This window comes from Micromonospora sp. NPDC005707, assembly GCF_040631005.1.
Classification (GTDB): domain Bacteria; phylum Actinomycetota; class Actinomycetes; order Mycobacteriales; family Micromonosporaceae; genus Micromonospora.
The window spans coordinates 196,652-222,242 of the sequence record NZ_JBEXYR010000001.1; the positions used below are offsets into that span (position 1 = coordinate 196,652).

24 protein-coding genes and 3 tRNA genes are annotated in these 25,591 nt (G+C 74.1%); 10 read left to right on the forward strand and 17 right to left on the reverse strand.

All coding sequences use genetic code 11. The features are described from left to right. Positions 1-45: 45 nt before the first annotated feature. The 4 genes from ABZ452_RS00935 to ABZ452_RS00950 form a co-directional block, all read right to left on the reverse strand. Positions 46-121, reverse strand: a tRNA-Glu gene (locus ABZ452_RS00935). Between the two features lie 150 nt (positions 122-271). Further along, a tRNA-Glu gene (locus ABZ452_RS00940) sits at positions 272-344 on the reverse strand. A gap of 137 nt (positions 345-481) precedes the next feature. After that, a tRNA-Gln gene (locus ABZ452_RS00945) sits at positions 482-553 on the reverse strand. Positions 554-660: 107 nt separating this feature from the next. After that, complete coding sequence (locus ABZ452_RS00950; protein ID WP_357937482.1) at positions 661-1,464, reverse strand: fumarylacetoacetate hydrolase family protein; 804 nt, start codon at positions 1,462-1,464, stop codon at positions 661-663. Between the two features lie 169 nt (positions 1,465-1,633). Between ABZ452_RS00950 and ABZ452_RS00955 the strand changes: the two genes are divergently transcribed. Together ABZ452_RS00955 and ABZ452_RS00960 are read left to right on the forward strand one after the other, a co-directional pair. Further along, entirely contained in the window at positions 1,634-2,998 is a 1,365-nt protein-coding gene (locus tag ABZ452_RS00955) for a hypothetical protein (protein ID WP_357937484.1), read from the forward strand. A 33-nt stretch (positions 2,999-3,031) separates the two neighbouring features. After that, a complete protein-coding gene (locus ABZ452_RS00960; protein ID WP_357937486.1) occupies positions 3,032-3,916 on the forward strand; it encodes a 3-methyladenine DNA glycosylase in 885 nt (294 codons plus the stop codon). A 42-nt stretch (positions 3,917-3,958) separates the two neighbouring features. On the opposite strand, the gene ABZ452_RS00965 is transcribed toward ABZ452_RS00960, so the two are convergent. Both ABZ452_RS00965 and ABZ452_RS00970 read right to left on the reverse strand, forming a co-directional pair. Further along, a complete protein-coding gene (locus ABZ452_RS00965) occupies positions 3,959-5,095 on the reverse strand; it encodes a cellulose binding domain-containing protein (RefSeq protein ID WP_357937488.1) in 1,137 nt (378 codons plus the stop codon). Between the two features lie 108 nt (positions 5,096-5,203). Continuing rightward, on the reverse strand, positions 5,204-5,779 hold the full coding sequence (locus ABZ452_RS00970; protein WP_357937490.1) for a GNAT family protein: 576 nt from the start codon (positions 5,777-5,779) through the stop codon (positions 5,204-5,206). 121 nt (positions 5,780-5,900) lie between these two features. Here ABZ452_RS00970 and ABZ452_RS00975 point away from each other — a divergent pair, with 121 nt between their 5' ends. Continuing rightward, positions 5,901-8,330, forward strand: a complete 2,430-nt coding sequence (locus tag ABZ452_RS00975) for a low temperature requirement protein A (RefSeq protein WP_357937492.1) — start codon at positions 5,901-5,903, stop codon at positions 8,328-8,330. 65 nt (positions 8,331-8,395) lie between these two features. Here ABZ452_RS00975 and arfB read toward each other — a convergent pair whose 3' ends face one another. The 7 genes from arfB to ABZ452_RS01010 all read right to left on the reverse strand — a co-directional run bounded on the left by arfB (position 8,396) and on the right by ABZ452_RS01010 (position 13,889). Then, on the reverse strand, positions 8,396-8,821 hold the full coding sequence (gene arfB, locus ABZ452_RS00980; protein ID WP_357937494.1) for an alternative ribosome rescue aminoacyl-tRNA hydrolase ArfB: 426 nt from the start codon (positions 8,819-8,821) through the stop codon (positions 8,396-8,398). Between the two features lie 9 nt (positions 8,822-8,830). After that, the gene (locus ABZ452_RS00985) at positions 8,831-9,139 is read right to left on the reverse strand and encodes a hypothetical protein (RefSeq protein WP_357937495.1); all 309 of its coding nucleotides are present in this window, start codon (positions 9,137-9,139) and stop codon (positions 8,831-8,833) included. Between the two features lie 124 nt (positions 9,140-9,263). Next, positions 9,264-10,124, reverse strand: a complete 861-nt coding sequence (locus tag ABZ452_RS00990) for a trypsin-like peptidase domain-containing protein (protein ID WP_357937497.1) — start codon at positions 10,122-10,124, stop codon at positions 9,264-9,266. 41 nt (positions 10,125-10,165) lie between these two features. Continuing rightward, the gene (locus tag ABZ452_RS00995; RefSeq protein WP_357937499.1) at positions 10,166-11,125 is read right to left on the reverse strand and encodes a VWA domain-containing protein; all 960 of its coding nucleotides are present in this window, start codon (positions 11,123-11,125) and stop codon (positions 10,166-10,168) included. Next, a complete protein-coding gene (locus ABZ452_RS01000; RefSeq protein ID WP_357937501.1) occupies positions 11,122-12,108 on the reverse strand; it encodes a DUF58 domain-containing protein in 987 nt (328 codons plus the stop codon). Before ABZ452_RS01000 ends, ABZ452_RS00995 begins: the two co-directional genes overlap by 4 nt. Beyond that, positions 12,105-13,154, reverse strand: coding sequence for a MoxR family ATPase (locus tag ABZ452_RS01005; protein WP_357937502.1), 1,050 nt, complete (start codon positions 13,152-13,154; stop codon positions 12,105-12,107). Before ABZ452_RS01005 ends, ABZ452_RS01000 begins: the two co-directional genes overlap by 4 nt. Positions 13,155-13,349: 195 nt before the next feature. Continuing rightward, the gene (locus ABZ452_RS01010; protein ID WP_357937504.1) at positions 13,350-13,889 is read right to left on the reverse strand and encodes a hypothetical protein; all 540 of its coding nucleotides are present in this window, start codon (positions 13,887-13,889) and stop codon (positions 13,350-13,352) included. Between the two features lie 338 nt (positions 13,890-14,227). On the opposite strand from ABZ452_RS01010, the gene ABZ452_RS01015 reads away from it, so the two are divergent. Further along, positions 14,228-15,190 (forward strand): endonuclease/exonuclease/phosphatase family protein, encoded by a 963-nt coding sequence (locus ABZ452_RS01015; RefSeq protein WP_357937505.1) that lies wholly within the window; start codon positions 14,228-14,230, stop codon positions 15,188-15,190. A gap of 3 nt (positions 15,191-15,193) precedes the next feature. Here the strand turns inward: ABZ452_RS01015 and cimA are convergent, their stop codons facing one another. Continuing rightward, entirely contained in the window at positions 15,194-16,774 is a 1,581-nt protein-coding gene (gene cimA, locus ABZ452_RS01020) for a citramalate synthase (protein ID WP_357937507.1), read from the reverse strand. Positions 16,775-17,082: 308 nt separating this feature from the next. On the opposite strand from cimA, the gene ABZ452_RS01025 reads away from it, so the two are divergent. The 4 genes from ABZ452_RS01025 to ABZ452_RS01040 all read left to right on the forward strand — a co-directional run bounded on the left by ABZ452_RS01025 (position 17,083) and on the right by ABZ452_RS01040 (position 19,519). After that, positions 17,083-17,643 carry a peroxiredoxin gene (locus ABZ452_RS01025; RefSeq protein ID WP_151463499.1) on the forward strand — a complete coding sequence of 187 codons (561 nt, stop codon included), beginning with the start codon at positions 17,083-17,085 and terminating at the stop codon, positions 17,641-17,643. Between the two features lie 2 nt (positions 17,644-17,645). Beyond that, positions 17,646-18,176, forward strand: a complete 531-nt coding sequence (locus ABZ452_RS01030; RefSeq protein ID WP_357937509.1) for a carboxymuconolactone decarboxylase family protein — start codon at positions 17,646-17,648, stop codon at positions 18,174-18,176. 88 nt (positions 18,177-18,264) lie between these two features. After that, positions 18,265-18,723 carry a PRC-barrel domain-containing protein gene (locus tag ABZ452_RS01035; protein ID WP_357937511.1) on the forward strand — a complete coding sequence of 153 codons (459 nt, stop codon included), beginning with the start codon at positions 18,265-18,267 and terminating at the stop codon, positions 18,721-18,723. A 58-nt stretch (positions 18,724-18,781) separates the two neighbouring features. Next, positions 18,782-19,519 (forward strand): tyrosine-protein phosphatase, encoded by a 738-nt coding sequence (locus ABZ452_RS01040; protein ID WP_357937513.1) that lies wholly within the window; start codon positions 18,782-18,784, stop codon positions 19,517-19,519. A 71-nt stretch (positions 19,520-19,590) separates the two neighbouring features. Here the strand turns inward: ABZ452_RS01040 and ABZ452_RS01045 are convergent, their stop codons facing one another. Together ABZ452_RS01045 and ABZ452_RS01050 are read right to left on the reverse strand one after the other, a co-directional pair. Beyond that, on the reverse strand, positions 19,591-20,688 hold the full coding sequence (locus ABZ452_RS01045) for a branched-chain amino acid aminotransferase (protein ID WP_357937515.1): 1,098 nt from the start codon (positions 20,686-20,688) through the stop codon (positions 19,591-19,593). A gap of 206 nt (positions 20,689-20,894) precedes the next feature. Beyond that, the gene (locus ABZ452_RS01050) at positions 20,895-21,929 is read right to left on the reverse strand and encodes a 3-isopropylmalate dehydrogenase (protein ID WP_357937517.1); all 1,035 of its coding nucleotides are present in this window, start codon (positions 21,927-21,929) and stop codon (positions 20,895-20,897) included. A gap of 224 nt (positions 21,930-22,153) precedes the next feature. Between ABZ452_RS01050 and ABZ452_RS01055 the strand changes: the two genes are divergently transcribed. Further along, entirely contained in the window at positions 22,154-23,029 is an 876-nt protein-coding gene (locus ABZ452_RS01055; RefSeq protein WP_357937519.1) for an FAD:protein FMN transferase, read from the forward strand. Between the two features lie 335 nt (positions 23,030-23,364). After that, the gene (locus ABZ452_RS01060; protein WP_357937521.1) at positions 23,365-23,721 is read left to right on the forward strand and encodes a hypothetical protein; all 357 of its coding nucleotides are present in this window, start codon (positions 23,365-23,367) and stop codon (positions 23,719-23,721) included. Between the two features lie 60 nt (positions 23,722-23,781). Here ABZ452_RS01060 and serA read toward each other — a convergent pair whose 3' ends face one another. Beyond that, positions 23,782-25,380, reverse strand: a complete 1,599-nt coding sequence (serA, locus tag ABZ452_RS01065) for a phosphoglycerate dehydrogenase (RefSeq protein ID WP_357937523.1) — start codon at positions 25,378-25,380, stop codon at positions 23,782-23,784. Between the last annotated feature and the right edge of the window lie 211 nt (positions 25,381-25,591).

A 25,591-nucleotide genomic window follows, 5' to 3' on the forward strand; every position in this document is an offset into this window, starting at 1 on the left:
GGACGGCGAACGGCCCGTCTCCGGGGGAGACGGGCCGTTCGCTACTGGTAGCCCCGACCGGATTCGAACCGGCGCTACCGCCTTGAGAGGGCGGCGTCCTGGGCCGCTAGACGACGGGGCCAGGCACTTTTCCTGCTTCACCGCCCTGACGAGCGGTGCCGCAGTAGTCTAGCGGCACCACGTCCGGCCCCGACCCGGGGGTCCGGCCGCCGGACCGGGGGAAACAACGAAACAGCCCGCCCCACGAGGTGGGACGGGCTGCCAGCGCTTGTAGCCCCGACCGGATTCGAACCGGCGCTACCGCCTTGAGAGGGCGGCGTCCTGGGCCGCTAGACGACGGGGCCAGAACTTCATGCTTCCGCGCCCTGACGGGCGGGGAAGCTGCACTCTATCAGAGATCATCTGCCGCCCCCCTCGCGAGGAGCGGAGCGGAACTCCGCCAGAATCCAGCGTCCGGGATTCTCGCGAATCCGCGGCTGCGCTGGGGTACCAGGACTCGAACCTAGACTAACTGAACCAGAATCAGTCGGGCTGCCAATTACCCCATACCCCATTGGCCCCTTGCGGCGCCAGGAACGAACTTTACCCTCCCGGTGCCGGCAGGCCAAATCCAACCCCCTCGAACCCGCCCTGAACTGCGGAAACGGGGCGTCGGACGCGTCAGGCGACCGGCACCACCGGGTTGGTGAGTTCGCCGATCCCCTCGATCCGCACGGTGACCGTATCCCCCTCGGTGAGCGGGCTAACCCCGGCCGGCGTGCCGGTCAGCACCACGTCACCGGGGAGCAACGTCATGACGTGGGAGATGTACGACACCAGGGCCGGCACGTCGAACACCATGTCCTTCGTGCGGCCGAGCTGGCGTACCTCCATCTCCTCCGGGTTGCGGCCCACCTCGCAGCGGACCTCCAGGTCGGAGACGTCCAGCCCCGTGGTGATCCACGGCCCGATGGGGCAGAACGAGTCGAAGCCCTTCGCCCGGGTCCACTGCCCGTCGGAGCGCTGGAGGTCCCGCGCCGTGACGTCGTTGGCGCAGGTGTAGCCGAAGATGGCCCGCTCGGCGGCGGCCCGGTCGGCCCGGCGCGCGCCCGGGGCGCCGATCACGACGGCCAGTTCGGCCTCGTGCTCGACCTGCTTCGAGAAGATCGGCAGCCGGATGGCGTCCCGCGGGCCGATCACCGAGGTGGACGGCTTGAGGAACAGCAGCGGCTCCTTGGGCACCTCGCTGCCGTGCTCGGCGGCGTGTTCGGCGTAGTTGCGGCCGACACAGACCACCTTGCTCGGCAGGATCGGCGAGAGCAGCCGGACGTCGGAGAGCGCCCAGCGGGCGCCGGAGAACTGGATCTGCCCGAACGGATGGCCCTCGATCTCGGCGATGGTCAGGCCCTGCGACCCGGCCTCCGACTCGCCCTCGACGACCCCGAACGACATTCCCTTGGCATGAGCGAAACGAGCGATACGCACCCGGCCAATCTATCCCCGCCGGCCGGCCGCGCCACGCCGGACGCGGCCACGGGCCCGGCCGGGCGGCGCGCCAGGGTACGCCGGCCCGCGTCGGCCGGGGCGGGATTGCGGACTTCGTACCCGCCCGGCGGGTCCGGGCCCATAGCTTCGGGGCCGGAGGTTCGTTCGTATGCCTGCATCGAGACGACACCACAGGACCCTGGCAGTGCTCGTGAACTGCCTCGGCGTCATCGCCGCCGTGCCGGCCCTGCCCGGGGCGGCGCCCCGGGCGGCGGCCGCGCCGCCGCAACCGGCGGCCCCGCCGGCCGCGGTGGCCCAGGCCACCCCGATCCCGACCGGGATGCCGGCGGCGCCACCGGCCATGCCGACGACCAAGCCGGCGCCCATCCAGCTGAGCGGGCCACCCGTCACGGTGGCGGTGGCGGCGGCCGGCACCCCGGCGCCGGGCTACCGGATCCAGGTCCGCAACGGCGGTCCCACGCCCGTCGAGACGACCGTCCGGCAGGAGCTGCCGGCCGGGTCCCGGGCGACCGCGGTGACCGGCGGCGGCCGGGCCAACCGGCCGATCGGGTCGGCCACCGCCAACGAGGTGACCTGGCGGCTGCGGCTGCCGGCACGGAGCACCACCACGCTGAACACCGCCCTGACCGTGGCCGCCCCGGGCCGGTCGGTGACCGCGCCGACCTGCGCCTACGGCACCGACGGCACCCGGCCGTACGACTGCGCCACGGCGACCTGGACGGGCGCCGCCGCGGTTCCGGCGGCACAGGTGACCGCGGCGCCGGCCTGGCGCCGCCCGCCGGTGCTGCTGGCCGCGCTGGCCGCGCTCCTGGTCCTGACCATGGGCGTGCTGTGGTGGGCGTGGCGGCGGCGCGGCGGGCCCGACCCGGCCCCGGCTACCACCGGCGCCCCGCCCGTCGCCGGCGGCGTGGGCGGCCCGGCGGACCGGGGCACGGTCTACCCGCGCCCGTCGATGCCCGCCCCCGCCGGGCGCCGCCGCCGTCCGCCGATCTGGATGGTGGTCGGGGTCGCGGCGGCGGTGCTGGCCGGCGTGGTCGGCGCGGCGGCCTGGACGGCCACCCAGCGGGTGGCCGCCATGGACACCACCAAGCAGCCGACCAGCGGCGCCTGGGTGGGCAACAGCGTGACCGGCGCGCTCGGCGTCCCGCTGCGCGAGACCGCGTTCGAGTTCACCGTCTACCGGCTGGCCTGCGGCGCGGGGACGCTGCCGTCGGCGTCGGCGGGCGGCCGGCAGTGCCTGGCCACGGTCGGGGTGCGCAACCTCACGGGCGGCGAGCAGACCTGGCACGGGCAGTTGCAGCGGGCGTACCTGCCCGGAGGGAACTGGGTCGCCACCGACGAGAGCGCCACCCGCGTGGCGAACCTCGGCCGGGACGTTTTCGCCCAGCCGGTCGCCGCGGGCTCCCGGGTGCTGCTGCCCCTGGTGTTCACGGTGCACGGCGACGACCCGCCGAAGCAGTTGGAGCTGCGCAGCGGCGTCTTCTCCGCCGGGGTGCGGGTCGACGTGCGGTGACCGGGGCCGGGCGGCGGCCGTACCCTGGGGTCCGTGACCGCCGCCCTCGCCCCCGCCACCGCGCTCGACGCGGCCGACTGGCAGGCCCGGCGGCGCGCCCACGAGGAGCGGGTCGACGCCTGGCTGGCACCGCACCTGGCCCGCCGCCGCGCCGGGGTGCCGCACCCGGTGGAGGACTTCCTCTTCACCTACTACTCGCACCGCCCGGCCCAGCTGCGCCGCTGGCACCCCGGCGCCGGAGTGACGCTGCGCGACGCCGACCCGGCCACGTTCGGCCGGGACTACCGCGCCACCGCCGCCGGGGTCACCCTCGACACCGAGGGGGTACGCGCGCGGCGGGCCGAGTCGATCTCCTGGATCCGTACGCTGCTCGCGGCGACCGCCGGGCGGCCGGCCCACTTCGGCTGCTTCGGGATGCACGAGTGGGCGATGGTCTACCGGCAGACCCAGGACGAGGTGCGGCACAACGCCTGGCCGCTGCGGCTCAGCCCGGCGGGCACCGCGGCGGTGGTCGAGGAGCGCGGCGTGCGGTGCAGCCACTTCGACGCGTTCCGGTTCTTCACGGCGCCGGCCCGGCCGCTCAACGTGCTCACCCCGACCCGGGAGAGCCAGCACGCGCTGGAGCAGCCGGGCTGCCTGCACGCCAACATGGACCTCTACAAGTGGGCGTACAAGCTCTCGCCGCTGGTGCCGTCCGAGCTGGTGGCGGACGCCTTCGCGCTGGCCCGGGAGATCCGCACGCTGGACATGCGGGCCAGCCCCTACGACCTGGCCGACCTCGGTTACCCGCCGGTGCGGGTGGAGACCCCGGAGGGCCGGGCCGAGTACGCCGCCGCCCAGCGGGGGTTCGCGGAGCGGGCCGGCGAGCTGCGGGGCCGCCTGCTGGCCGCCCTCGACGGGGCGGACCGGCCGGGCTGACCGGGGCCCGCCGGCGCCTGGCCGACGGGCCCGGCCGAGAGGTCAGGCGGGCGTGCAGCTCACCACCGGCACCGGGTTCGTGCCGGCGCCGCCGGCCAGGAAGCCGAAGGTGGTCTGCGCGCCGGGAGCGAGGCCGCCGTTCCAGCTCGCGTTCCGGGCGGTCACCGTGGTGCCGCTCTGGCTCACCTCGGCGCTCCACGACTGGGTGACCCGCTGGCCGTCGGCCAGCGTGAACCGGGCCGTCCAGCCGGACACCGGCGCGGTGCCGCTGTTACGGACGGTGACCTCGCCCTGGAAGCCGCCCGGCCACTGACCGGCGATCCGGTAGGTCGCCGCACACGCGGTCCCGGACGGGCCGGTCGGCGTCGGCGTCGGGCCGCCGCTCGGGGTCGTGCTGGGCGTCGGCGTCGGGGTGGGGCTCCCGGTCGGCGAGGTGGTGGGCGTCGGGGTGGCCCGGCGCAGGGCCGCGGTGAGCGCCGGATACCAGCGGTCGGCGATCTTCTGGTCGCCGGTGGCGTTGGGATGCACCCCGTCGTAGGTGTCGGTGGCGGTGCTGAAGCCGGTCCACTGGTCGACCACGACCACCGGCGAGGCGGCCGTGGTCTTCCCCGCCGCCCAGCCGTCGACGGCGCCGTCGAGCGCGACCACCCGTTGCCCGCACTCGGCGCAGGTGGGCGGGCTCATCGGGATGATCTTCGCGACCAGCACGGTCGTCGCCGGGTTGGCGGCGCGCATCTGGTCCACCAGCTTCGAGTACGCGGCCAGGATGGTGGCCGGGGCGATGTTGCTCCACACGTCGTTGGTGCCGAAGTGCATGAGCACCACGTCCGGGTGGGTGGCGGCGAGCCAGCCGGGCAGCAGGTTCTGGTTGGCCACGTTGGTGACCAGGTAGCCGCCGTGTCCCTCGTTGTCGCCGTCGTAGGGCTGGCCGCAGCCCTGGGGGCCGAGGGTGCCGACGAAGTCGACGTCGGGGTAGCCGGTGGACTGGAGGCGGTTCCAGAGCACCGAGCGCCAGCAGCCGGGCGACCCGGTGATGGAGTCGCCGAGCGGCATGACGCGGACCGGGGTGGCCGCGGCGGCGACCGGCAGCGCGGTGGAGACGGGAGCGAACCCGACCGCGAGGGCGGGCAGGAGGGCGGCGACCGCGACCAGCGCGGCGCGCAGGGAGGAACGGAGCATGAGGACGGGACTCCTGTCACGTGACGTGGTGATCGGTGACGGCCCTTGCTCCCGTACGTATTGAAGCGCTCCGACGGGCCCGGCTCAACCCGGTCCCGCGTGGCGGGCTCAGCCGGCCGGGTGACCCCGGTGCACCGCCCACTCGTCGGCCAGGATCGACATGACGGTGGCGTCCACCCAGCCGTCGCCGTCGCGGAGGACCTGCCGCAGCGTGCCCTCGACCACGAAACCGACCTTCTCATAGACCCGGCGGGCGCGGGGGTTGAAGGCGAACACCTCCAGCCCGATCCGGTGCAGGCCGAGCTGCTCGAAGCCGTAGCCGACGATGAGCCGGACCGCCTCGGTGCCGAGCCCGCGGTTCCGCCCGGCGGGGCCGATCAGGGTGCGGAAGTTGCAGCTGAGGTTGTGCCGGTCCCACTCGTTGAGGACGACCTCGCCCACGCAGAGCCCGGTCGCCCGGTCCACCACGGCCAGGTCGAGCCGGTCGGCCTGGCTGTTGCGGGTGCCGTACCAGGCCCGCAGCCGGGCCGGTTCGAGCCCGTCTCCGGGCGGGCTGCCGGTGAGCCGGGCCACCTCCGGGTCGGCCAGGATCGCCTCGAAGGCCGCGAGGTCGTCGTCGACGAACGGGCGCAGCAGGGCGCGGTCGCCGGTGAGGGTGGGCTTGACGGAGAAATCGCTCGGCACCCGGCGGATTCTGGGTGACGGCCGGGCGGTCCTCAAATCGTTTTCCGGGTCGCGGCCGGCCGGAGGGTGTGATTGGGACGGATCTCCGGCCCGGGCCCGGCCCGGTTGGCACAGTGAGGTGGTGGGCGGCGTCGGTCGGATCCAGCTGGCCGGCGACGCGGGCGGCGTCAGCCGGCTGGAGCTCTTCCTCGACCTGATCTTCGTCTTCGCGTTCCTCAACGTCACCGGGGTGACCGCCGAGCAGCTCAACGCGGCCGGGCTGCCCCGCGGCCTGCTGCTGCTCGTGCTGCTCTGGTGGTGCTGGGCGCCGTTCGCCTGGCTGGGCAGCACCATCCGGTTCGACCGCGGGGTCATGCCGGTGGTGATGTTCGGGCTCAGCGCCACCCTGTTCGTGATGGGCCTCACGGTGCGCGAGGCGTTCCTCGACCGGCCCGGCGGGCTTTCCGGGCCGGTGGTCTTCGCCCTCGGCTACCTGGTCGTGCGCGGTACCGCGCTGACCGTCGCCGCGCGGGCCGGGGCCGGGGAGTCGGGGCCCCGCCGGCTGGCGCTGCGGGCCTGGCCGGCGGCCTTGGCCGGGGCGCTGTTCCTGCTCGCCGCCGCGCTGGTCCCGGGCCACGTGTCGGACGGCGTGGCCAGGGAGTGGGTCCGTTTCACGCTGGTGGGCTGCGCCATCGTGGCCGAGTACGGCGGTGCGGTCCTGGTTCCCGCGGACCGGTGGTCGATCGGCTCGATCCCCTACTGGGCGGAGCGGCACGCCCTGATCATCCTGATCGGGTTCGGCGAGACGATCATCTCGGTGGGGCTGAGCCAGGGGGTGGCGGCGACCCAACCGCTGACGCCGGCGGTGCTCGCCGGGGCGCTGCTCGGGGTGGCGCTGGCCGGCGCGCTGTGGTGGACCTACTTCGACGTGGCCCGGTTCGCGGCCGAGCAGGCGATGGAGCGGGCCGCCGGCACGCGGCGCGCGGTGCTCGGCCGGGACGCGTACAGCTTCCTGCACCTGCCGATGATGACGGGGCTGATCCTGGTGGCGCTCGGCCTGAAGAAGGTGCTCGGCGAGCTGCGGGTGGGCAGCGACGGGGCGACCTCGACGCTCACGGTGCTGGTGCTCCACGGCGGGGTGGTGCTCTACCTGCTGGGACTGGTGCTGTTCGAGGTGCGGACGCTGCGCATCCTGGGCCGGTCGCCGGTGCTCGGCATCCTGCTGGTGGCCGGGCTGGCGCCCCTCGCCCCGCACCTGCCCGTGCTGGCCGAGCTGGCCCTGCTGGCCGCTGCGGTGGGGGCGACCGCGCTGGCCGACGTGACCGTGTTCCGGCGCCGGCACCGCCGGCTGCACGCAATGATCGGCCCGACCCAGGGGCACGCCGGGGTCACGCCGAAGGAGCTCTTCTTCGACCTGGTGTTCGTCTACGCGTTCCTCCAGGTGGCCGCACTGATGGCCGACGACCCGACGTGGCCCGGCCTGGCGCGCGGGCTGCTGGTGCTCGCCGTGCTCTGGCAGGCCTGGTGCGCGTACGCCTGGCTGGCGGCCGAGGTGCGCTCGGAGAGTCCGGTGGTCCGCCTGGTCATGGTGCTGGTGGTGGCGCTCACGGCGCTGATCACGCTGGCCAGCCCGCAGGCGATCGACGACTCGCGCGGCGGCCTGCCCGGGCCGCTGATCTTCATCGCCTGCTACGCGGCCATCCGGTTGCTGCACCTGGCCTCGTTCGGGCTGGTGGCGTGGCAGGACCCGGCGTGGCGGACGCCGCCGCTGCGGGCCGCCGTGCCGACCCTGGTGTCGCTCGGCCTGATGCTGGTCGCCGCGCTGCTGCCGCTGCCGGTCGGCGACGTCCGCCAGTTCTCCCCGCCGCGGGTCGGGTTGTGGCTGCTCGCCATCGCCGTCGACCTGGTCGGGAACGCCCGGGTGGGCCTGCGCCACCTCAGCGTGCGCTCGGCGGAGCACTGGGCCGACCGGCACAGCCTGATCATCATCATCGGCCTCGGGGAGGCGGTGATCTCGATGGGCAGCGCGGTGGTCTACACCCCGATTTCGGCCCGGATCGTCGTGGCGGCCTTCCTCGGCACCGCCCTGCTGGCCGCCCTGTGGTGGGCCTACTTCGGCTGGGACAGCACCGAGGGGGAACGGATGCTGGCCGCCGCCGACCTCCGCACCCGGACCCGGCTGGCCCGCGACGCGTACACGTGGCTGCACCTGCCGATGGTGGCGGGGATCGTGCTGGTCTCGCTCGGCCTGCGCAAGACCATGTCGGTGCTGGGCAGCCGGGGCTTCTTCGAGCTCGGGCCGCCGCCGTACCCGCTGGCGCACGCCGCGCTCTTCGGCGGGGTGCTGCTCTACCTGTTGGGCGTCCAGGCGTTCCGGTGGCGCACGACCGGGCGCCGGCGTCCGGCCCGGCTGGTGCAGGCCCTGGTGGTGGCGGCGCTGCTGCCGCTGACGACCGGGCTGTCGGCGCTGCTCGCGCTGGCCCTGCTGGCCGGGGTCTGCCTGGCCCTCACCGGGTTCGAGGTGCTCCGCGACGACGAGCGGGCCACCAGCGGGCCGGTGCCGTCGCGCTGACCACCGGGAGCCGGACCCGCCGCTCGCCCGGCCCGACCAGGGCGAGGCCGGGCGGCCGGCGCAGCTCAGTCCCCGTCGGCCCGGCGGTCGCGCTTGCGCTGGGACTGCCGCTTCTTGTCGGCCAGCCGGCGCTCCTTGGCCGCCCGCGAGGGGCGGGTGGGGCGGCGCGGCTTCGGCGGCGGCGCCACGGCCTCGCGCAGCAGGGCGGCCATCCGCTCGCGGGCCGCCTCCCGGTTTGCCAGCTGCGCCCGGTGCTCACTGGCCGCGACGGTCAGCACCCCGTCGACCAGCCGGCCGGCGAGCCGGTCCAGGGCGCGGGCGCGCAGCGACTCGGGCACGCTCGGCGACCCGGCCAGGTCGAAGCTCAGCTCCACCCGCGAGTCGGTCGTGTTGACGCCCTGACCACCCGGGCCGGACGAGCGGGAGAAACGCTCCCGCAGCTCGGCCTCGGGCACCACGAGCCGGTCCGTCACCCGCAGTCCGTCGTCCACGCCCCGAGGCTAGCGCCCGGCGCGGTGGCCCGGAGTGGCGGTCACGGTCGGGGTGGGGGTGGGCGCGGGGCCCGCCCGTTCGTGGTCCGACCCGGCCGCCGCGTACGCGGCCGCCCCGACCAGCAGCAGCGCGATCACCCCGATCTTGGTGACCACCCCACGGATCGCCGTCCAGGCGGTGCGCCGGGCACCCGGGACGCTGGTCCGGATCGTCTGATAGTCCTTCCAACCCCGCTGCGCGCGGGCGTACGACGCGCCGACACCGGCGCCGATGACCAGGCCCACCAGGAGGAGGGCCGCGATGACAGCTTGCTCCACCCACGCCAGTATCCATACTCAGCGTAATATTTCCATGGCCCGATGGTCCCAGGCCGGATATCCGACAGTTCCCGCTCCGGCGGGCGGCCCTGCACGGCGGCGCAGGTCAGGGCCGCCGGGCCGGTCAGCCGCCGCGGCCGATGATGGTGTCGGCGGTCTGCTGGACCTGGTCGATCGGGATGGCGAACCCGATGCCGATGGAGCCGTTGCCGTCGATGGTGGCGATGGCCGTGTTCACCCCGACCACCTCGCCCCGCGCGTTGACCAGCGGCCCACCGGAGTTGCCCGGGTTGATCGAGGCGTCGGTCTGCACGGCGGTGTGCCGGCCGTTGCCGATGCGGACCTGCCGGTTGAGCGCGCTGACGATACCGGCGGTGACGGTGCCGGCCAGGCCGAGCGGGGAGCCGACCGCGAGCACCGGCTCGCCCACCCGGGCCGAGTTCGGCTTGGCCAGCGGCAGCGCCGACAGCCGGGCCGACGCCGGGACCTTCAGCACCGCCAGGTCGCTGCCCGGTTCCCGCCCCACCACCTCGGCCGTGAACCGGCGCCCGTCGGCGGTCTCCACCGTCACCGGCCCGGAGCCGCCCCGGGACAGGATGTGGTCGTTGGTCACGATGTGCTGCTCGTTGTCGATGGCGAAGCCGGAGCCGCTGGCCGACGCGCCGGACGACCCGCCGACCATCACCGAGACCACCCCGGGGACGGTCTTCTCGGCGGCGGTGACCAGTTCCGCCGGCACCGGCGCGGCCGAGGCCGCCGACGGCCCGGGGGCGTCCCGGTCGGCGGCCCAGGTGCCGGCCGCCGCACCGGAGACGGTGGAGAGGGCCACCACCGCCGCCGCGCTCAGGAGCCGGCGCCGCCAGCCCCGCCGCGCGGCCTCCTGCTCGGAACCGGGTACGTCCCAGCGCCCGCGCCCGTCCGGGTCCAGCTCCGGCGAGACGAACCACGGGCCGCGCGGCTCGCCGAGTCCGGTCTGCACTGCCATACCTGGGCTCCTCACGTCGTGCGTCGTCCGGTCCTTGCGGTTCAGGGCAGTCGGGAGAACCACCGCAGCGATCCGGCGGCGGCCCCCATGGCGAAGACCAGCCCGAGACCGATGAAGCGGGCCGAGATGTCCTGCCGTTCGTTGCGGTAGCCCACCGACGTGCCGATGTCCTCGTAGACGGCGCGCAGCTCGGCGCTGGTGGACGCCTCGTGGAAGCCGCCCCCGGTCTCCTCGGCGACCGCCTTGAGGGTCTGCCCGTCGACCGGCACCTGGATGGCCCGCCCACCCCGGTCGACCGAGCCGGACGGGGTGCCGAACGAGATGGTGTGCACCGGCACCTTGGCCGCCACGGCCTGGCCGGCCGCCTCCAGCGGGTCCATGCCGGACGTGTTCGCCCCGTCGGAGAGGATGATGATCCGCGCCGGCGGCGGGTCCTTCGCGGCCTTGGCGTCCAGGCTCTTGACCGCGCCCAGCGAGGTGCTGATGGCCTCGCCGATGGCGGTGCCCTGCACCCCGGTGATCCCCTCGGCGAGCCGCTCGACCCCCTCGTCCAGCGCATCCCGGTCGGTGCTCGGCGGCACCACCACCGCCGCGCTGCCGGCGAACGCCACGAGTCCCACGTTGAACTCGTCCGGCAGCCCGTCGACGAACCGGCGGGCGGCCTCCTTGGCGGCGGTCAACCGGTCCGGATCGACGTCGCCGGCCAGCATCGAGGTGGAGACGTCCACCGCCACCATCACGGTGGCCCGTTCCCGGGGCACCCGCACCTCGGCGTTGGGCCGCGCGAAGCCGACCACCAGCAGCGCGAGCATGGCGAGGAAGAGCCCCGCCGGGACGTGCCGGCGCCAGGCCGGCCGCTGCGGGGCGACCCGGTCCAGCAGCCGCAGGTTCGTGAAGCGCACCGCGTACCGGCTCTGCCGGCGCTGCATGGCCAGGTAGCCGACGACCAGCGCGGCGACACCGAGCAGGAGCCAGAGTCGGGCGGGTGACTGCCAGGTCACGCGGCACCTCCCCGGGCCGCGGCGGGCGCGGCCGCGAGCCGGCGCTGGGCGTGCACGTGCCGGACGATGTCGGCGCTCCAGTCCCGGTCGGTACGCAGCGCCAGGTGCGTCGCACCGGACCGGCGCAGCGCGTCCCGCACCTGGTCGCGCTGGGCGGCGGCGGCCTGGGCGTACCGTTCGCGCAGGGCCGGGTCCCCGGTCCACACCTCGCGGCGGCGGCCGGTCTCCGGGTCGACAAGGGTGACCAGCCCGACGTCGGGCAGCTCCAGCTCGCGCGGGTCGGTCACCTCGACCGCCAGCACCTGGTGCCGGACGGCCAGCCGGCGCAGCACGGCCTCCCAGGCCGGGGCGGCGTCCGGCTCGTCGGGCAGCCCGTCGAGGAAGTCGGAGACCACCACCACGAGCCCGCGCCGGGTGGCCATCCGCTGGAGCCCGTCCAGCCCGTCGTGCAGGCCCGGCGTCTGCGGGTGCCCGTCGGTGCGCGGCGCGCCCAGCAGGGCGCGGAGCAGCCCCAGCAGGTGGGTACGCCCGCCGCGGGCCGGGAACCGGCGGATCCCGTCCGGGGCGAGCACCTGGCCGCCGAGGCGGTTGCCGACGCCGGCCGTGAGGAAGCCGACCGCCGCCACGGCGGCCACCGCCAGCTCCCGTTTGTCCAGTGTGGCCGTGCCGTACTCCATGCTGGGGCTGGCGTCGACCAGCAGCCAGGTGGTCAGCTCGCGGTCGGCGTCGACCTCGCGTACGTGCGGGACGGTGGTCCGCGCGGTCACCGCCCAGTCCATCCGGCGGACCTCGTCCTCCCCGGGGCGGTACTCCCGGCTGCCGGCCGCCTCGCTGCCGGGACCGGGCAGCAGGCCGCGGTACTGGCCGTGCAGCAGCCCGTCGAGGCGCCGGGTGACGGTCAGTTCCAGGCGGCGCAGCCGCTGGTCGGGGGCCAGGTCGGCCAGTCCGGGGTCGGGCCTGGCGGGTGCGTCCCGGCGTCTCATGCCGCCGCCAGGTCGGGCGCCGCCTCCGGGTGCCCGGTGACCACCCGGGGTGGCGGCACCGCCTCGACCAGCCGGCGGACCAGCGTCTCGGCGGAGACCCCGTCGGCCACCGCGTCGAAGGAGAGCACGAGCCGGTGGGCCAGCACGTCGACCGCGAGATCCCGGACGTCCTCCGGGAGCACGTGGTCGCGGCCGTGGATCAGCGCCTGCGCCCGCGCCGCCGCCACCAGGCCGAGGGTGGCCCGTGGGCTCGCCCCGTACGCCAGCAGCGGCGCGATCTCGGGCAGCCCGAACCGCCCCGGGTCCCGGGTGGCGAGGATGAGCCGGACCACGTACTCGGCGAGGGCGTGGTGGACGAAGACGTCGGCGGCGCGCCGCTGGAGTTCGCGCAGCCGGACCGGGTCGAGCACCGGGCGGGCGGTCGGCCGCTCGGTGCTCATCCGGTAGAGGATGGCCAGTTCGTCGGCGTCGCTCGGGTAGCCGACGACGACCTTCATGAGGAAGCGGTCGCGCTGCGCCTCGGGGAGCTGGTAGACACCCTCCGACTCGATCGGGTTCTGGGTGGCCAGCACCAGGAACGGGTCGGGGACCGGCCAGCTCCGGCCGCCGATGGAGACCTGCCGCTCGGCCATCGCTTCGAGCAGCGCCGACTGCACCTTGGCCGGGGCCCGGTTGATCTCGTCGGCGAGCACCAGGTTCGCCATGATCGGGCCCAGCTCCACGTCGAACGCCTCGGTGGAGGCCCGGTAGATGCGGGTGCCGACGATGTCCGAGGGGACCAGGTCGGGGGTGAACTGGATCCGGGAGAAGGTGCCGCCGACCACGGTGGCGAGGGTCTGCGCCGCGAGGGTCTTGGCCACTCCCGGCACGCCCTCCAGTAGGCAGTGGCCGTCGGCGATCAGGGCGGTGAGCAGGCGATCGACGAGCCGATCCTGCCCGACGATCACGCGTTTGACCTCGAAGAGGGTCTGATCCAGCTCGACGCCGCTCGCGTCGGCATCGACCGGGCTGGGCACGCTGGCCAGGGTGTCCGAGATGTCCGTCACGGTGCTTGCTTCCCGTGCCGGCGTGCGGACAAACGTCGGATTATCGACCCCTCGGGGACCGTTCCGGGGCCGGATCGGGACGACTCCCCCGGCCGGTCGGCAACGGCGCGAGCGGGCCCGGGCCGGGGCAGACGGGGGCAGGCGAGCACGACAGGCGGCCCCCGCCCGGGGGCGGGGGCCGGCTGCCGGCGGGGGTCAGTTGGCGATGAGCAGGTGGAACGGCCGGTCCGCGTACCCGCCGGTGGAGTTGCGGGTCTGGACGAAGACCGCGTTCGGGATCAGGTAGCGGGGCGCGACCGCGACCTCGCCCGCGGGCGGGACGTTCGCCGCGTCGTTGGTGCCGATCGTGGCGTGCAGGCCCTTGAGGTTGACCGCGTAGTCGAGCGTCACCTGGTACTGCCCCGCGAACTGCCCCGGCGTCGACGGGGAGAACTTCTTGGCGCTCACCACGTTGGCCGAGTGCTGGAGCAGGGTCCCGTTCGGGCTGACCACCGCCCAGGCGACCAGCCCGGGCGCCGGCGCGGCCAGGGTGGCGTTCAGCGCGGACCTCGCGGCCCGGGTCTCGGCGGCGGTCACCGGCGGCTGCTGGCCGGGCTGGCGCGCGCCGGGCTGCCCGACCTCGGCCGGGGCCTTCGCCGCCGGGTGGGCGGCGGCCGCGATGCCGCCGCCGGCCAGGGTGAGGGACAGCGCGGCGAGGGCCACCACCGTCGCCTTGCGCTTGAGGAATGTGGCCATGACAGATCTCCCTTTTGTGACCGTGGTGATACGGCCGACCCACATGCTGTGCGGGACGGATGGATGCGGCACAAAAGCCAGGCGCAGAACAATTGCGAACCATCGGGGGTCCATGTCGAAGCGCACCGTGAGTGTCGAGCTGCACCTGGCCTTGAACTGGGCTTACTACGGAGAGTCGCGACGTCTCGACCAGGTGGAACCTAGCATCGGAAAATGCGGCCGGTCAATAGCTCACATTTACCTCGCGGCGCCCGAGAAATGCTTTCGATAATTGTGAGAAGTGAGCGTGGAACCATTCATGAAAACGGGCCGCCCCGCCGACCGCTAGGGTGACGGCCATGATCACGAGGGGACGGATCGCCACGATCGCCTGCTGGCTGGCTGTCGTGCCCGTGGCCGCCTGGGCGGCGCTCCGGCTGGCCGGGCTGGAACGGGGGCCGCTGGTGCAGGCGGTCGCCTTCACGCCGTACGTCGCCGCCGCCGCGCTCGCCCCGGTGGTGCTGGCGCTCGCCCTGCGGCGCCGCGCACCCGCCGTGGTCGCGGCCCTGGCCGCGCTGGCGCTGGTGGCCGCGGTGGCGCCGCGGGCCGTCCGCGACGACCGGCCGGAGGTGGCCGGGCCGGTGCTCCGGCTGCTCACCGCCAACCTGCTCAAGGGTCGGGCCGATCCGGCGCGGCTGGTCGAGCTGGTCCGGGCGCACCGGGTCGACGTGCTGACCGTGCAGGAGTTCACCCCGGAGGCAGCAGCCGAGCTGGACCGGCTCGGGCTGGCCACCCTGCTGCCCTACCGGGCGCTGAACCCCGAGGTCGGCACCACCGGCTCCGGGCTGTACGCGCGCCACCCGCTCAGCGGCACCGGCTGGCGGCGCAACGAGGGCTTCTCCTTCACCCAGGCGTACGCGACGGTGGCCGTGCCCGGTGCGCCGCCGCTGCGGGTGGAGTCGGCGCACCCGGCCGCCCCGTACGCCGTCGACGTGGTGCCGGACTGGTGGACCGACCTGCGGGCCCAGCCGCCGGCCACCCCGCGGGGCGGGTTGAGCATCCTGGCCGGCGACTTCAACGCCACCCTCGACCACGCGCCGCTGCGCGATCTGATCGACACCGGCTACGTCGACGCCGCCGACGCGGCCGGCGCCGGGCTCTCCGGCACCTGGGGCCCCTACGACGGCGATCGGATCCCGCCGGTCACCATCGATCACGTGCTGGTCGACCGGCGGATCGCGGTGCGCGCGGTCAGCGTGCACGCGGTGCCGGGCAGCGACCACCGCGCCGTGCTGGCCGAGCTGCGGCTGCCCGCCGGCTGAGCGTCAGACCCGGGCCCGGTCCAGGCCGTAGGTGAGGGCGTCGACCAGCGCGTGCCAGCTCGCCTCGACCACGTTGGGGTGGACGCCGACCGTGGTCCAGTCGCGGCCGGCCCCGGCGGTCTCCACGAGCACCCGGGTCACCGCGCCGGTGCCGTGGCTGCCTTCCAGGATGCGGACCTTGTAGTCGGCCAGCTCGAACTCGCGCAGCTCCGGGTAGTGCCGGGCGAGCGCCACCCGCAGCGCCTCGTCCAGGGCGTTGACCGGGCCGTTCCCCTCGGCGGTGGCGATGACGCGCTCGCCGCGTACCCGGATCTTGACGGTGGCCTCGGAGACCACCGCGCCGTCCTCGCGGTGCTCGACCAGCACCCGGTAGGACTCCAGGGCGAACGGCCGGGACGGCGCGGCCTCCGGCAGCTCGGAGCGGACCAGCAGCTCGAACGAGGCGTCGGCGGCCTCGAACGACCAGCCGCCGGCCTCCAGCTCCTTGATCCGGCTGGTCACCTTGGACACCGCGTCCGGATGGCCGGCCAGGTCCAGGCCGAGCTCACGGCTCTTGAGCTCGACGCTGGCCCGGCCGGCCATCTCGGTCACCAGGATCCGCATGTCGTTGCCCACCACGGAGGGATCCACGTGGTTGTAGAGCAACGGGTCGACCTTGATCGCGCTCGCGTGCAGCCCCGCCTTGTGGGCGAAGGCGGCGGCCCCGACGTAGGCCTGGTGGGTGTCGGGGGCGATGTTGGCGATCTCGGCGATGGCGTGCGAGACCCGCACCATCTGTTCCAGGCAGCCCTCCGGTAGGACGGGCATGCCGAGCTTGAGCTGGAGGTTGGCCACGATCGCGAAGAGGTCGGCGTTGCCGGGGCGCTCGCCGTAGCCGTTGGCGGTGCCCTGGACGTGCCGGACGCCCGCCTCGACCGCCGCGATCGTGTTGGCCACCGCGCAGGCGGTGTCGTTCTGGGCGTGCATGCCGAGCAGCTCGGGGGCGATCCCGGTGCGCGCGGTGAGGTCGGTGATCGCGGCGGTGACCTGGGAGGGCAGCATGCCGCCGTTGGTGTCGCAGAGGACGAACCGCTCGGCCCCGGCGGCGAGCGCGGTCTGCGCCACCGCGGCCGTGTACGCCGGGTCGTACCGGTAGCCGTCGTAGAAGTGCTCCCCGTCGACGAAGACCCGCCGGCCCTCCGCCACCAGGTACGCGACCGTGTCGCGGATCATCGCCAGGTTCTCGTCGGCGGTGGTGCGCAGCGCCCGCTCGACGTGCCGCAGGTCCGCCTTGGCGACCAGCGCCACGGCCGGGGTCCGCGCGTCGAGCAGCCCGCGCACCTGCGGGTCGTCCTCGACCGCGACACGGGCCTTCCGGGTGGCCCCGAACGCGACCAGGACGGCGTGGCGCAGCTCCAGCTCGGTGCGGGCCCGGCGGAAGAACTCGGTGTCCTTCGGCACCGCGCCCGGCCAGCCGCCCTCGATGAAGCCGACCCCGAGGTCGTCGAGCAGGCGGGCCACCGCCAGCTTGTCGACCACCGAGTAGGTGAGCCCCTCGCGCTGGGCGCCGTCGCGCAGCGTCGTGTCGTACACCTGGAAGGTCATGGGAGTCCTCTTCTCGAACCTGCGGGGAGCAACAAAAAGACCCCCCGCGGATGCGGGAGGTCTGCGCGCTCGGCGAGGGGGAAGGCCGGCGCGCTAGTTGCCAATAATCAGGACGGAGCTGGTCACGGTCCGTACTCTGCCACTCCGCTCCGGGTTTTGGGAGGAGAAACCCACATCCCGGGACAGGCCGGTGATCGACTTAACAGGGCACCTGCCCGGCGTCGGGCGGGAAGCGGGCTGCGGAAGCATCTGGAACAGATCCAGTTACCGGCCCGGCGGCACCGCCGGGCCGCCCTCAAGGAGGACCGTTGCTCACTGTCGGTGACCGCTTCCCCGAGTACGAACTCACCGCCTGCGTCTCGCTCGACGCCGACAAGGCCTTCGAGACGATCAACCACAAGACCTACGAGGGCAAGTGGCGCGTCGTCTTCTTCTGGCCGAAGGACTTCACCTTCATCTGCCCGACGGAGATCGCCGAATTCGGCCGCCTCAACGGCGAGTTCGCCGACCGGGACGCGCAGGTCCTCGGCGTCTCCGTGGACAACGAGTTCGTCCACTACGCCTGGCGCAAGGACCACCCGGACCTGCGCGACCTGCCGTTTCCGATGCTCAGCGACATCAAGCGCGAGCTGACCGCCGACTGCGGCGTGCTCGGCGAGGACGGCGTCGCCCAGCGGGCCACCTTCATCGTCGACCCGGACAACGAGATCCAGTTCGCCATGGTGACCGCCGGCTCGGTCGGCCGGAACGTCTCCGAGGTGCTGCGGGTGCTCGACGCCCTGCAGACCGACGAGCTCTGCCCGTGCAACTGGAACAAGGGCGGCGCCACCCTGGACGCCAACGCGCTGCTCGCCGGGGCCGGGGCCTGAGCATGGGTCTGGACGCGGTCAAGGCGGCACTGCCCGAGTACGCCAGGGACATCAAGCTCAACCTCGGCTCCACCATCGCCACCTCGACGCTGAAGCCGGAGCAGGCCTGGGGCACCGCCCTGGCCTGCGCGGTGGCGGCCCGCAACCCGATGGTGCTGCGGGAGATCGCCGCCGAGGCGGCCGGTCACCTCACGCGCGGGGCGGTCGAGGCGGCCAAGGGCGCGGCCACCATCATGGCCATGAACAACGTCTACTACCGGGCCAAGCACCTCATCGGCGACGAGCAGTACGCCTCGCTGCCGGCCCGGCTGCGGATGCAGATCATCGCCCGGCCCGGGGTGGAGAAGGCCGACTTCGAGCTCTGGAGCCTCGCCGTCTCGGCGATCACCGGCTGCGGCGTCTGCCTGGAGTCGCACGAGAAGACCCTGCGCGCCGCCGGGTTCAGCCGCGACCAGGTGCACGAGGGCCTGCGCATCGCGTCCGTGGTCCACGCCGCCGCGGTGGCTCTGGACGCGGAGGCCGCGCTCGCCTGAGCCGGTCGGTGTATCGATCTCCGTATCCGGGTAGGAAGGGATCCGACAGGCACATCCCCCAGAAGTCGAGAAAGGGAGTGTTGACGCCATGGAGCGGCTCGACCCTCGAACGACCCACGGGACGCCGGATCCGCTGACCCAGGGTGGTCAGGGCGCCTTCGCGGGCGGCGCGCCCGCCGGGCGTTTCGATCCGTGGAGCTACCGGGACGACGCCGGGGTGACCGGTGTCGACCTGGTCGGCTACAAGGTGGAGGCGAGTGACGGCGGTATCGGCAAGGTGGACCGGGCCAGCCACGAGGTGAACTCCAGTTTCCTCGTGGTGGACACCGGGCCGTGGATCTTCGGCAAGAAGGTCATGCTGCCGGCCGGCACCGTCAACCACGTCGACCACGACGAGCGGAAGGTCTACGTCGACCGGAGCAAGGACCAGATCAAGGCCGCGCCCGAGTACGACGCGACCACCGACACGGACCCGGCGTACCGGGACAAGCTCGGCGGTTACTACGACGACACCTACTCGTCGATTCCGCCGGGTACGGCCCGGTAACGGAGACACCTGCAACCAGCGGCCGGCGGGGCACATCGTGGCCCCGCCGGCCGTTACCGTGTCAGGGGTGGACGCCCTGGAGACCCCCTTCCCCACGTTGTTCAACTTCCGCGACGTCGGCGGCTACCGCGGCCGGGACGGGCACACCGTCCGGCACGGCCGGCTCTACCGATCCGACTCGCTGCACCGCATCGACGAGACCGACCGGGCGGCGTTCACCGCGCTCGGCATCCGCACCGTCATCGACCTGCGCCGCCCCACCGAGGTGGAGCGGGACGGCCGGGTTCCGGCCTACGACGGGCTGACCTACCGGCACATCCACCCCGAGCACCAGGACTGGGCCGAGCGGATGTACGAGCCCGGCAGCGACCTGGCGCGCTACCTCGCCGACCGCTACGCCGACCTGGCCCGCACCGGCACCGCCGGGCTGGCCGAGGCGGTCGGCCTCATCGCCGACAGCGCCAACGCGCCGGTGGTCGTGCACTGCGTCGCCGGCAAGGACCGCACCGGCATCGTCTGCGGGCTCACCCTGGCCGTGCTCGGCGTGCCCGACGACGACATCGCCGCCGACTACGCGCTCAGCACCGTCGCGTCCGAGCGGTTCAGCGCCTGGGTCCGGGCCACCCTGCCGGACGCCGTCGAGCCGCCGCCGCCCTTCCTCGCCTCCCCCGCCGAGGCCATGAAGCTCTTCCTCACCGAGCTGCGCGAGGGCTACGGCTCGGCCGAGGGCTACCTGCGCCACGCCGGCGTGACGGACGAGCAACTGGCCGCCCTCCGCACCCACCTGCTCGACTGACCGGGGCAGGATGCGCGCACGGCCGGCGCCGTCGAGGACGGGCCGGCCGTGCGGGACGTGCGTGTGCGGGGTCAGAGGACGCGGGAGACCCAGCCGTGCCGGTCCTCGGCGCGACCGCGCTGGATGTCCACCAGCTGCTGGCGCAGCGCCATGGTGGAGCGGCCCGGCTCGCCGCCGCCGATCAGGAACTCCCCGTCCGGGAAGCGCACCCCGCCGATCGGGGTGACCACGGCGGCGGTGCCGCAGGCGAACACCTCGCGCAGCCGCCCGCTGGCCGCGTCGGCCTGCCAGTCGGCGAAGGTGACCGGCCGTTCCTGCACCCGGTGCCCCGACTCGGCGGCCAGGGTGAGGATCGCGTCGCGGGTGATGCCCGGCAGGATGGTGCCGGTCAGCGGCGGGGTGACCAGGGTGTCGTCGTCGTAGACGAAGAAGACGTTCATGCCACCCAGCTCGTCGACGAAGCGCCGCTCCACCGCGTCCAGGAAGACCACCTGGTCGCAACCGGCCTCGATGGCCTCGGCCTGGGCGGCGAGCGAGGCGGCGTAGTTGCCGCCGCACTTGGCCGCGCCGGTGCCGCCGGGCGCGGCCCGGGTGTAGTCCGGCGAGACCCAGACCGTGACCGGCTTGACCCCACCGGCGAAGTACGCCCCGGCGGGCGAGGCGATCACGCAGTAGAGGTATTCGTTGGCCGGGCGGACGCCGAGGAAGACCTCGCTGGCGAACATGAAGGGGCGCAGGTAGAGGCTGGCGTCCTCGTGCTCCGGGATCCAGTCCTGGTCGATCTCGACCAGGCGGCGCAGCGACTCGACGAACGTCTCCGCCGGCAGCTCCGGCATGGCCAGCCGGTGCGCCGAGGCGGCGAAGCGGGCCGCGTTGGCCTCCGGGCGGAACATGGTGACCGACCCGTCCCCGGTCCGGTACGCCTTCAGCCCCTCGAAGATCTCCTGCGCGTAGTGCAGGACCGCGGCGGCGGGGTCCATCGGGATCGGCGCGCGCGCCTCCAGCCGGGCGTCGTACCAGCCCTTGCCCTCGGCGTAGCGAATGGTCACCATGTGGTCGGTGAACACCCGGCCGAAGCCCGGGTTCGCCAGCAGGGCGGCCCGGTCGGCGGCGGATACCGGCGCGGGATTCGGACGGATCTCGAAATCGAGCTTGTCACCACCGCTCATCGCGCTGACCTCCCTGCGGGTTCACGGCATGCGGGATCGCACGCCGACGTCACTGGTGCCAGAAACTTACCCCGAACGGTCGTTCAGCGGATAGCTCCGCCCCGGCACATCGGGCACACCCGACGGGTGGCCCGGCCGGGGCCGGGACGGAAGCGGGCCCGGGTGCGGGTCTGGCGGCCCGGATCCGGGCCGAGGTGACGGCCCGGTCAGGCTACGGCGTGACCGGCGAGGCGGTCGCCGACCTCCTCGGTGCGCACCGGAGCACCCGGCGTACGCCCGGCCAACTCGGTGGCGACCGCGGCGGTGACCCGCGCGGCGGCGTCGGCGTGGCCGAGCTGGTCGAGCAGGAGCGCGGCGGAGAGCACGGCGGCCACCGGGTCGGCGGTCCCCCGGCCGGCGATGTCCGGGGCGGAGCCGTGCACCGGCTCGAACATCGACGGGTAGCGCCCCTCCGGGTTGATGCAGCCGCTGGCCGCCAGCCCGATGCCGCCGGTCACCGCGGCGGCGATGTCGGTGAGGATGTCGCCGAAGAGGTTGTCGGTGACCACGACGTCGTAGCGCGACGGGTTGGTCACCAGGAACATCGCGGCGGCGTCGACGTGCTGGTACTCGGTGGTCACGTCGGGGTGCTCGGCGGCGACGGCCGCGAAGGCCCGCGCCCAGAGCGAGCCGGCGTGGGTGAGCACGTTGGTCTTGTGCACGAGGGTGACCTTGCGCCGCTCCCGGCGGCGGGCCCGGGCGAACGCGTCGCGGATCACCCGCTCGACGCCGTGCCGGGTGTTCAGGCTCTCCTCGGTGGCCACCTCAGCCGGGGTGTCCCGGTGCAGCGAGCCGCCGGCCCCCGCGTAGAGGCCCTCGGTGCCCTCGCGGACCACCACCAGGTCGACCTCGCCGGGCTTGACGGCGGCCAGCGGGCCTGCGACGCCGGGCCAGAGCCGGGACGGGCGGAGGTTGACGTACTGGTCGAACGCGAAGCGGAGCTTGAGCAGCAGGCCCCGCTCCAGCACGCCCGGCGGCACGCTCGGGTCGCCGACCGCGCCGAGCAGGATGGCGTCGTGCCCGGCCAGCTCGTCGAGGACCGAGTCGGGCAGCACCTCGCCGGTGCGGTGGTAGCGGGCCGCGCCGAGGTCGTATTCCGTGGCCTCGACCACCCCGGGGAGCACCGCGTCGATGACCTTGCGGGCCTGCCCGACCACCTCGGGGCCGATGCCGTCCCCGGCCACCACCGCAATGCGTGCCACCCTGGCGCTCCTCACCTCGTCGTCCTCGGCAACCGTACGTCGCCGTCCCGGCTCCCGGTACGCGGCTTCCAGTATTCGGGAAACCGCGATGCACAGGAGTCTCCCAGGTGGCATTCATGGTCCGGTCATGTCCACTGCCTAGGGTCGGTGGCGACAGGGTCGACGGGGGCCCGGGACCGGCTTTCGCCGCGGCGCTGCGGCGTGGTCAGCGAGGGAGCAGTGTCATGCGGATCGAGGAGCAGCGGCGGGCCCGCTGGACGGACGAGCAGCCCCGCACCCGGTGGATCGACCAGTCCGCCTTCCGAAACCGTCGCCCCGACCTGCGCCTCGGCACCCGCAGCCACCGGCTGGAGCGGTCCGGCGGCACCGCCAACGACCGGATCAGCGTCCGGCACACCGTCCGCACCTCCACCGCGGAATACTCGCTGCTGCTCAACGCGCCCGAGTGGCTGGGCCGCCGGGGCGTCGGTGAGGCGCTCCGGGACGCGGTCGCCGAGCTGCGCGCCATCGACCTCACCTACGGCCCGAACCAGCCGGACAGCCTGGTGTCGAAGCTGCGCCGGGGCGAGATCGGCCCCGAGTCGTACCCGCCGCTGGCCGATCTGGTGGACCGCTGCGCCGCCATGCGGGCGGCGACCGACGGGTGGTTCGACGCCTGGGCGGTGCCGGGCGGCTTCGACCCGGGCGGCCTGCTCGGCGGCTGGGCGGTGGAGCGGGCCGCGGCCCGGCTGCGCGCCGCCGGCGTCCACGACTACGCCGTGCTCGCCGGCGCCGACCTGACCGTCCGGGGACACGCCGCGCACGGCGGCCCGTGGCGGGTCGCCGTGCACCACCCGACCGACGGGCACCGGGCGCCGCTGGTGCTGGAGATGACCGCCGGAGCGGTCGGCACCTCGGGGGTGACCGGGCGGCGTGGCCACGTGGTGGACCCGCACACCGGCGAGCCGGCCGACCAGCTGGTCGCCGCCACGGTGGTCGGCCCGGACCTCGCGGTGGCCGACGCCTACGCCACCGCCCTGTACGCCGCCGGCCCGGCCGGGCTGGCCTGGTTCCGCAACGGCTCGGACTACCGGGCGCTCTTCGCCCACCGTCGGCGCTGACCGCGCGGCACGCCGCCCCGACTTCGCATCCGGGACGCCGGCCGCGATCGGCCCCCACGGTCTCGGCAACGACCGTGGGGGCCGGTCAGCGACGAGTGCGCGTGGCTCGCGCAATCGAGGGGTGCGGGCCGGTGGGCCGGACGGCCGACCACGCCACCCGAAGACGGGCCGGAGTATCGACTCAGCCAGTGACCGCACGGGTACGCTAGCGAATCGACGCAACTCGACGCAAGAGTCTCCACAGCGGACCGTCCGGCGTCCTGTCGGCAATCAGCGAGTTAACCTGCGGCGGGGCAGGGGTGACGGCGCGCACCCGGGATGGCACGCTGTCCGCCGTGAGTTTCGACTTGAGCGTGTGGGCCCTGCCGGCCGGGGCCACACCTGACGACGTGCGGGCGGCGGCGCGGCGGTGCCGCGAGGGACGGCACGACCAGCGGCACCCGGACCCGCGGTTGGTCGCCTTCTACCGGGCCATCACGGCCAGCTATCCCGACCGTCCGGCCGGGCCGGGCACGCCGTGGGAGGTCGCCCCGCTGCACGCGGCCGGCGACCACGTGGAGATGAACCTCTTCCCCACCTGCCCGGACGAGGTGCTGCTGGACATCGAGCGGCTGGCCGGCGAGCACGACCTGATGCTCTTCGACGCCCAGGACGGCTCGGTCTACCCGCCGCCGGCCCGCGTCCAGCCCTGATCCCCGGGTACGACGAGGGGCCCGGCCGAACGGCCGGGCCCCCCATCCGTCGTGGCCGGACTACTCGTCGCGCAGGTCCGCGGCGCTGGCCGCGACCGCGCCGATCGAGTCGGCCGCCGAGGTGAGCAGGTCCGCGCCCAGGGCCTGGTCGACGGTGAGCGTCATGAGCGTCTCGCCGCCGGCCTCGCGGCGGGCCACCTGCATGGCGGCGATGTTCACGCCGGCCTCGCCGAGCAGCGTGCCGACGGTGCCGACCACGCCGGGCCGGTCGACGTAACGCAGGAAGACCAGGATGCCCTCCGCGCCGATCTCCACGTCGAAACCGTCCACCTCGGTCAGCTTGAGGACGTCCCGCGCGCCGGTGTGGGCGACCGTGCCGGAGACGCTGACCGTCCGGCCGTCCGGCAGCGCCCCGCGGACGGTGACCAGGTTGGGGTGGTCGACGGTCTCGGCCTGCGTGGCGAGGGTGACCTCGACACCCCGCTCCGCGGCCAGGTGCGGCGCGTTGACGTAGGTGACCTGCTCCTCCACCACGGAGCTGAACAGCCCCTTGGTGGCGGCGAGCTTGAGCACCGACACGTCGTTGGCGACGACCTCGCCGCGCACGTCGACGGTGACGCTGGCGGCCACCCCGCCGGCCAGGGCGGTGAACGCCCGGCCCAGCTTCTCGGCCAGCGGCAGCAGCGGCCGGACGTCCTCGGCGACCACGCCGCCGGCCTGCACGTTCACCGCGTCCGGCACGAACTCGCCCTGGAGCGCCAGCTTGACGCTCTTCGCCACGGCCAGGCCGGCCTTGTCCTGCGCCTCGTTGGTGGAGGCGCCCAGGTGCGGGGTGGCCACCACGTTGTCGAAGGCGAACAGCGGCGAGGAGGTGCACGGCTCCTTGGCGTAGACGTCGACGCCGGCGCCGGCGACCCGGCCCTCGGCGATCGCGTTCGCGAGCGCCTGCTCGTCGACCAGGCCGCCGCGGGCGGCGTTGACGATCCGGACGCCCGGCTTGACGATCGCCAGCTCCTTCTCGCCGATGAGGCCCACCGTCTCCGGGGTCTTGGGCAGGTGGATCGAGATGAAGTCGCTCTCCCGGAGCAGCTCCTCCAGGCCGACCAGCCGGACGCCGAGCTGCGCGGCGCGGGCCGGCTGGATGTACGGGTCGTACGCGATCAGGCGGGTGCCGAAGGCGGCGATGCGGGACGCGAAGAGCACGCCGATGCGACCGAGGCCGACCACGCCCACGGTCTTGCCCTGGATCTCCACGCCGGTGTACTTCGACCGCTTCCACTCGCCGGCCTTCAGCGCGGCGCTGGCGCTGGCGGTGTTGCGGGCCACGGCCAGCAGCAGCGCCACCGCCTGCTCGGCGGCGGAGACGATGTTGGAGGTGGGCGCGTTGACGACCATGACGCCCCGCGCGGTCGCGGCCGGGACCTCGACGTTGTCCAGCCCGACGCCGGCCCGCGCGACCACCTTGAGCCGCGGAGCCGCCGCGATCGCCTCGGCGTCGATCTGGGTGGCGCTGCGTACGATCACCGCGTCGGCCTCGGAGAGCGCGGAGAGCAGGGCCGGGCGGTCGGTGCCGTCCACGTGACGCACGTCGAAGTCGTGCGCGAGCACCTCGATGGCAGCGGGAGCGAGTTCTTCGGCGATCAGTACGACAGGATTCATCGGTCCTCGTAGACGCTCGGTTCTGTGGTCGGCCTGGGGCGTCGGGACGCCGCTCTGCGCCCTGCGCCGATCCGTGCCATGGCCGTCGGGTGCCGGCTGGAGCACCTCACCAAGGATGGTAGGGGTCGGTCTGCCCTCCGGGTCGCGGACCGCGGGGTGAGCGCCCTCACACAGGTTCGTCGCGCGCCCGTCATCCCCCGTTCACCCGGTG

Bases quoted from the DNA above. Each gene is read 5' to 3' on its own strand.
- ABZ452_RS00955 (WP_357937484.1), top strand. From the start codon at position 1,634: ATGCCTGCATCGAGACGACACCACAGGACCCTGGCAGTGCTCGTGAAC.
- ABZ452_RS00965 (WP_357937488.1), bottom strand. From the start codon at position 5,095: ATGCTCCGTTCCTCCCTGCGCGCCGCGCTGGTCGCGGTCGCCGCCCTC.
- ABZ452_RS00990 (WP_357937497.1), bottom strand. From the start codon at position 10,124: ATGGCAGTGCAGACCGGACTCGGCGAGCCGCGCGGCCCGTGGTTCGTC.
- ABZ452_RS01000 (WP_357937501.1), bottom strand. From the start codon at position 12,108: ATGAGACGCCGGGACGCACCCGCCAGGCCCGACCCCGGACTGGCCGAC.
- ABZ452_RS01010 (WP_357937504.1), bottom strand. From the start codon at position 13,889: ATGGCCACATTCCTCAAGCGCAAGGCGACGGTGGTGGCCCTCGCCGCG.
- ABZ452_RS01015 (WP_357937505.1), top strand. From the start codon at position 14,228: ATGATCACGAGGGGACGGATCGCCACGATCGCCTGCTGGCTGGCTGTC.
- cimA (WP_357937507.1), bottom strand. From the start codon at position 16,774: ATGACCTTCCAGGTGTACGACACGACGCTGCGCGACGGCGCCCAGCGC.
- ABZ452_RS01030 (WP_357937509.1), top strand. From the start codon at position 17,646: ATGGGTCTGGACGCGGTCAAGGCGGCACTGCCCGAGTACGCCAGGGAC.
- ABZ452_RS01035 (WP_357937511.1), top strand. From the start codon at position 18,265: ATGGAGCGGCTCGACCCTCGAACGACCCACGGGACGCCGGATCCGCTG.
- ABZ452_RS01045 (WP_357937515.1), bottom strand. From the start codon at position 20,688: ATGAGCGGTGGTGACAAGCTCGATTTCGAGATCCGTCCGAATCCCGCG.
- ABZ452_RS01055 (WP_357937519.1), top strand. From the start codon at position 22,154: ATGCGGATCGAGGAGCAGCGGCGGGCCCGCTGGACGGACGAGCAGCCC.
- serA (WP_357937523.1), bottom strand. From the start codon at position 25,380: ATGAATCCTGTCGTACTGATCGCCGAAGAACTCGCTCCCGCTGCCATC.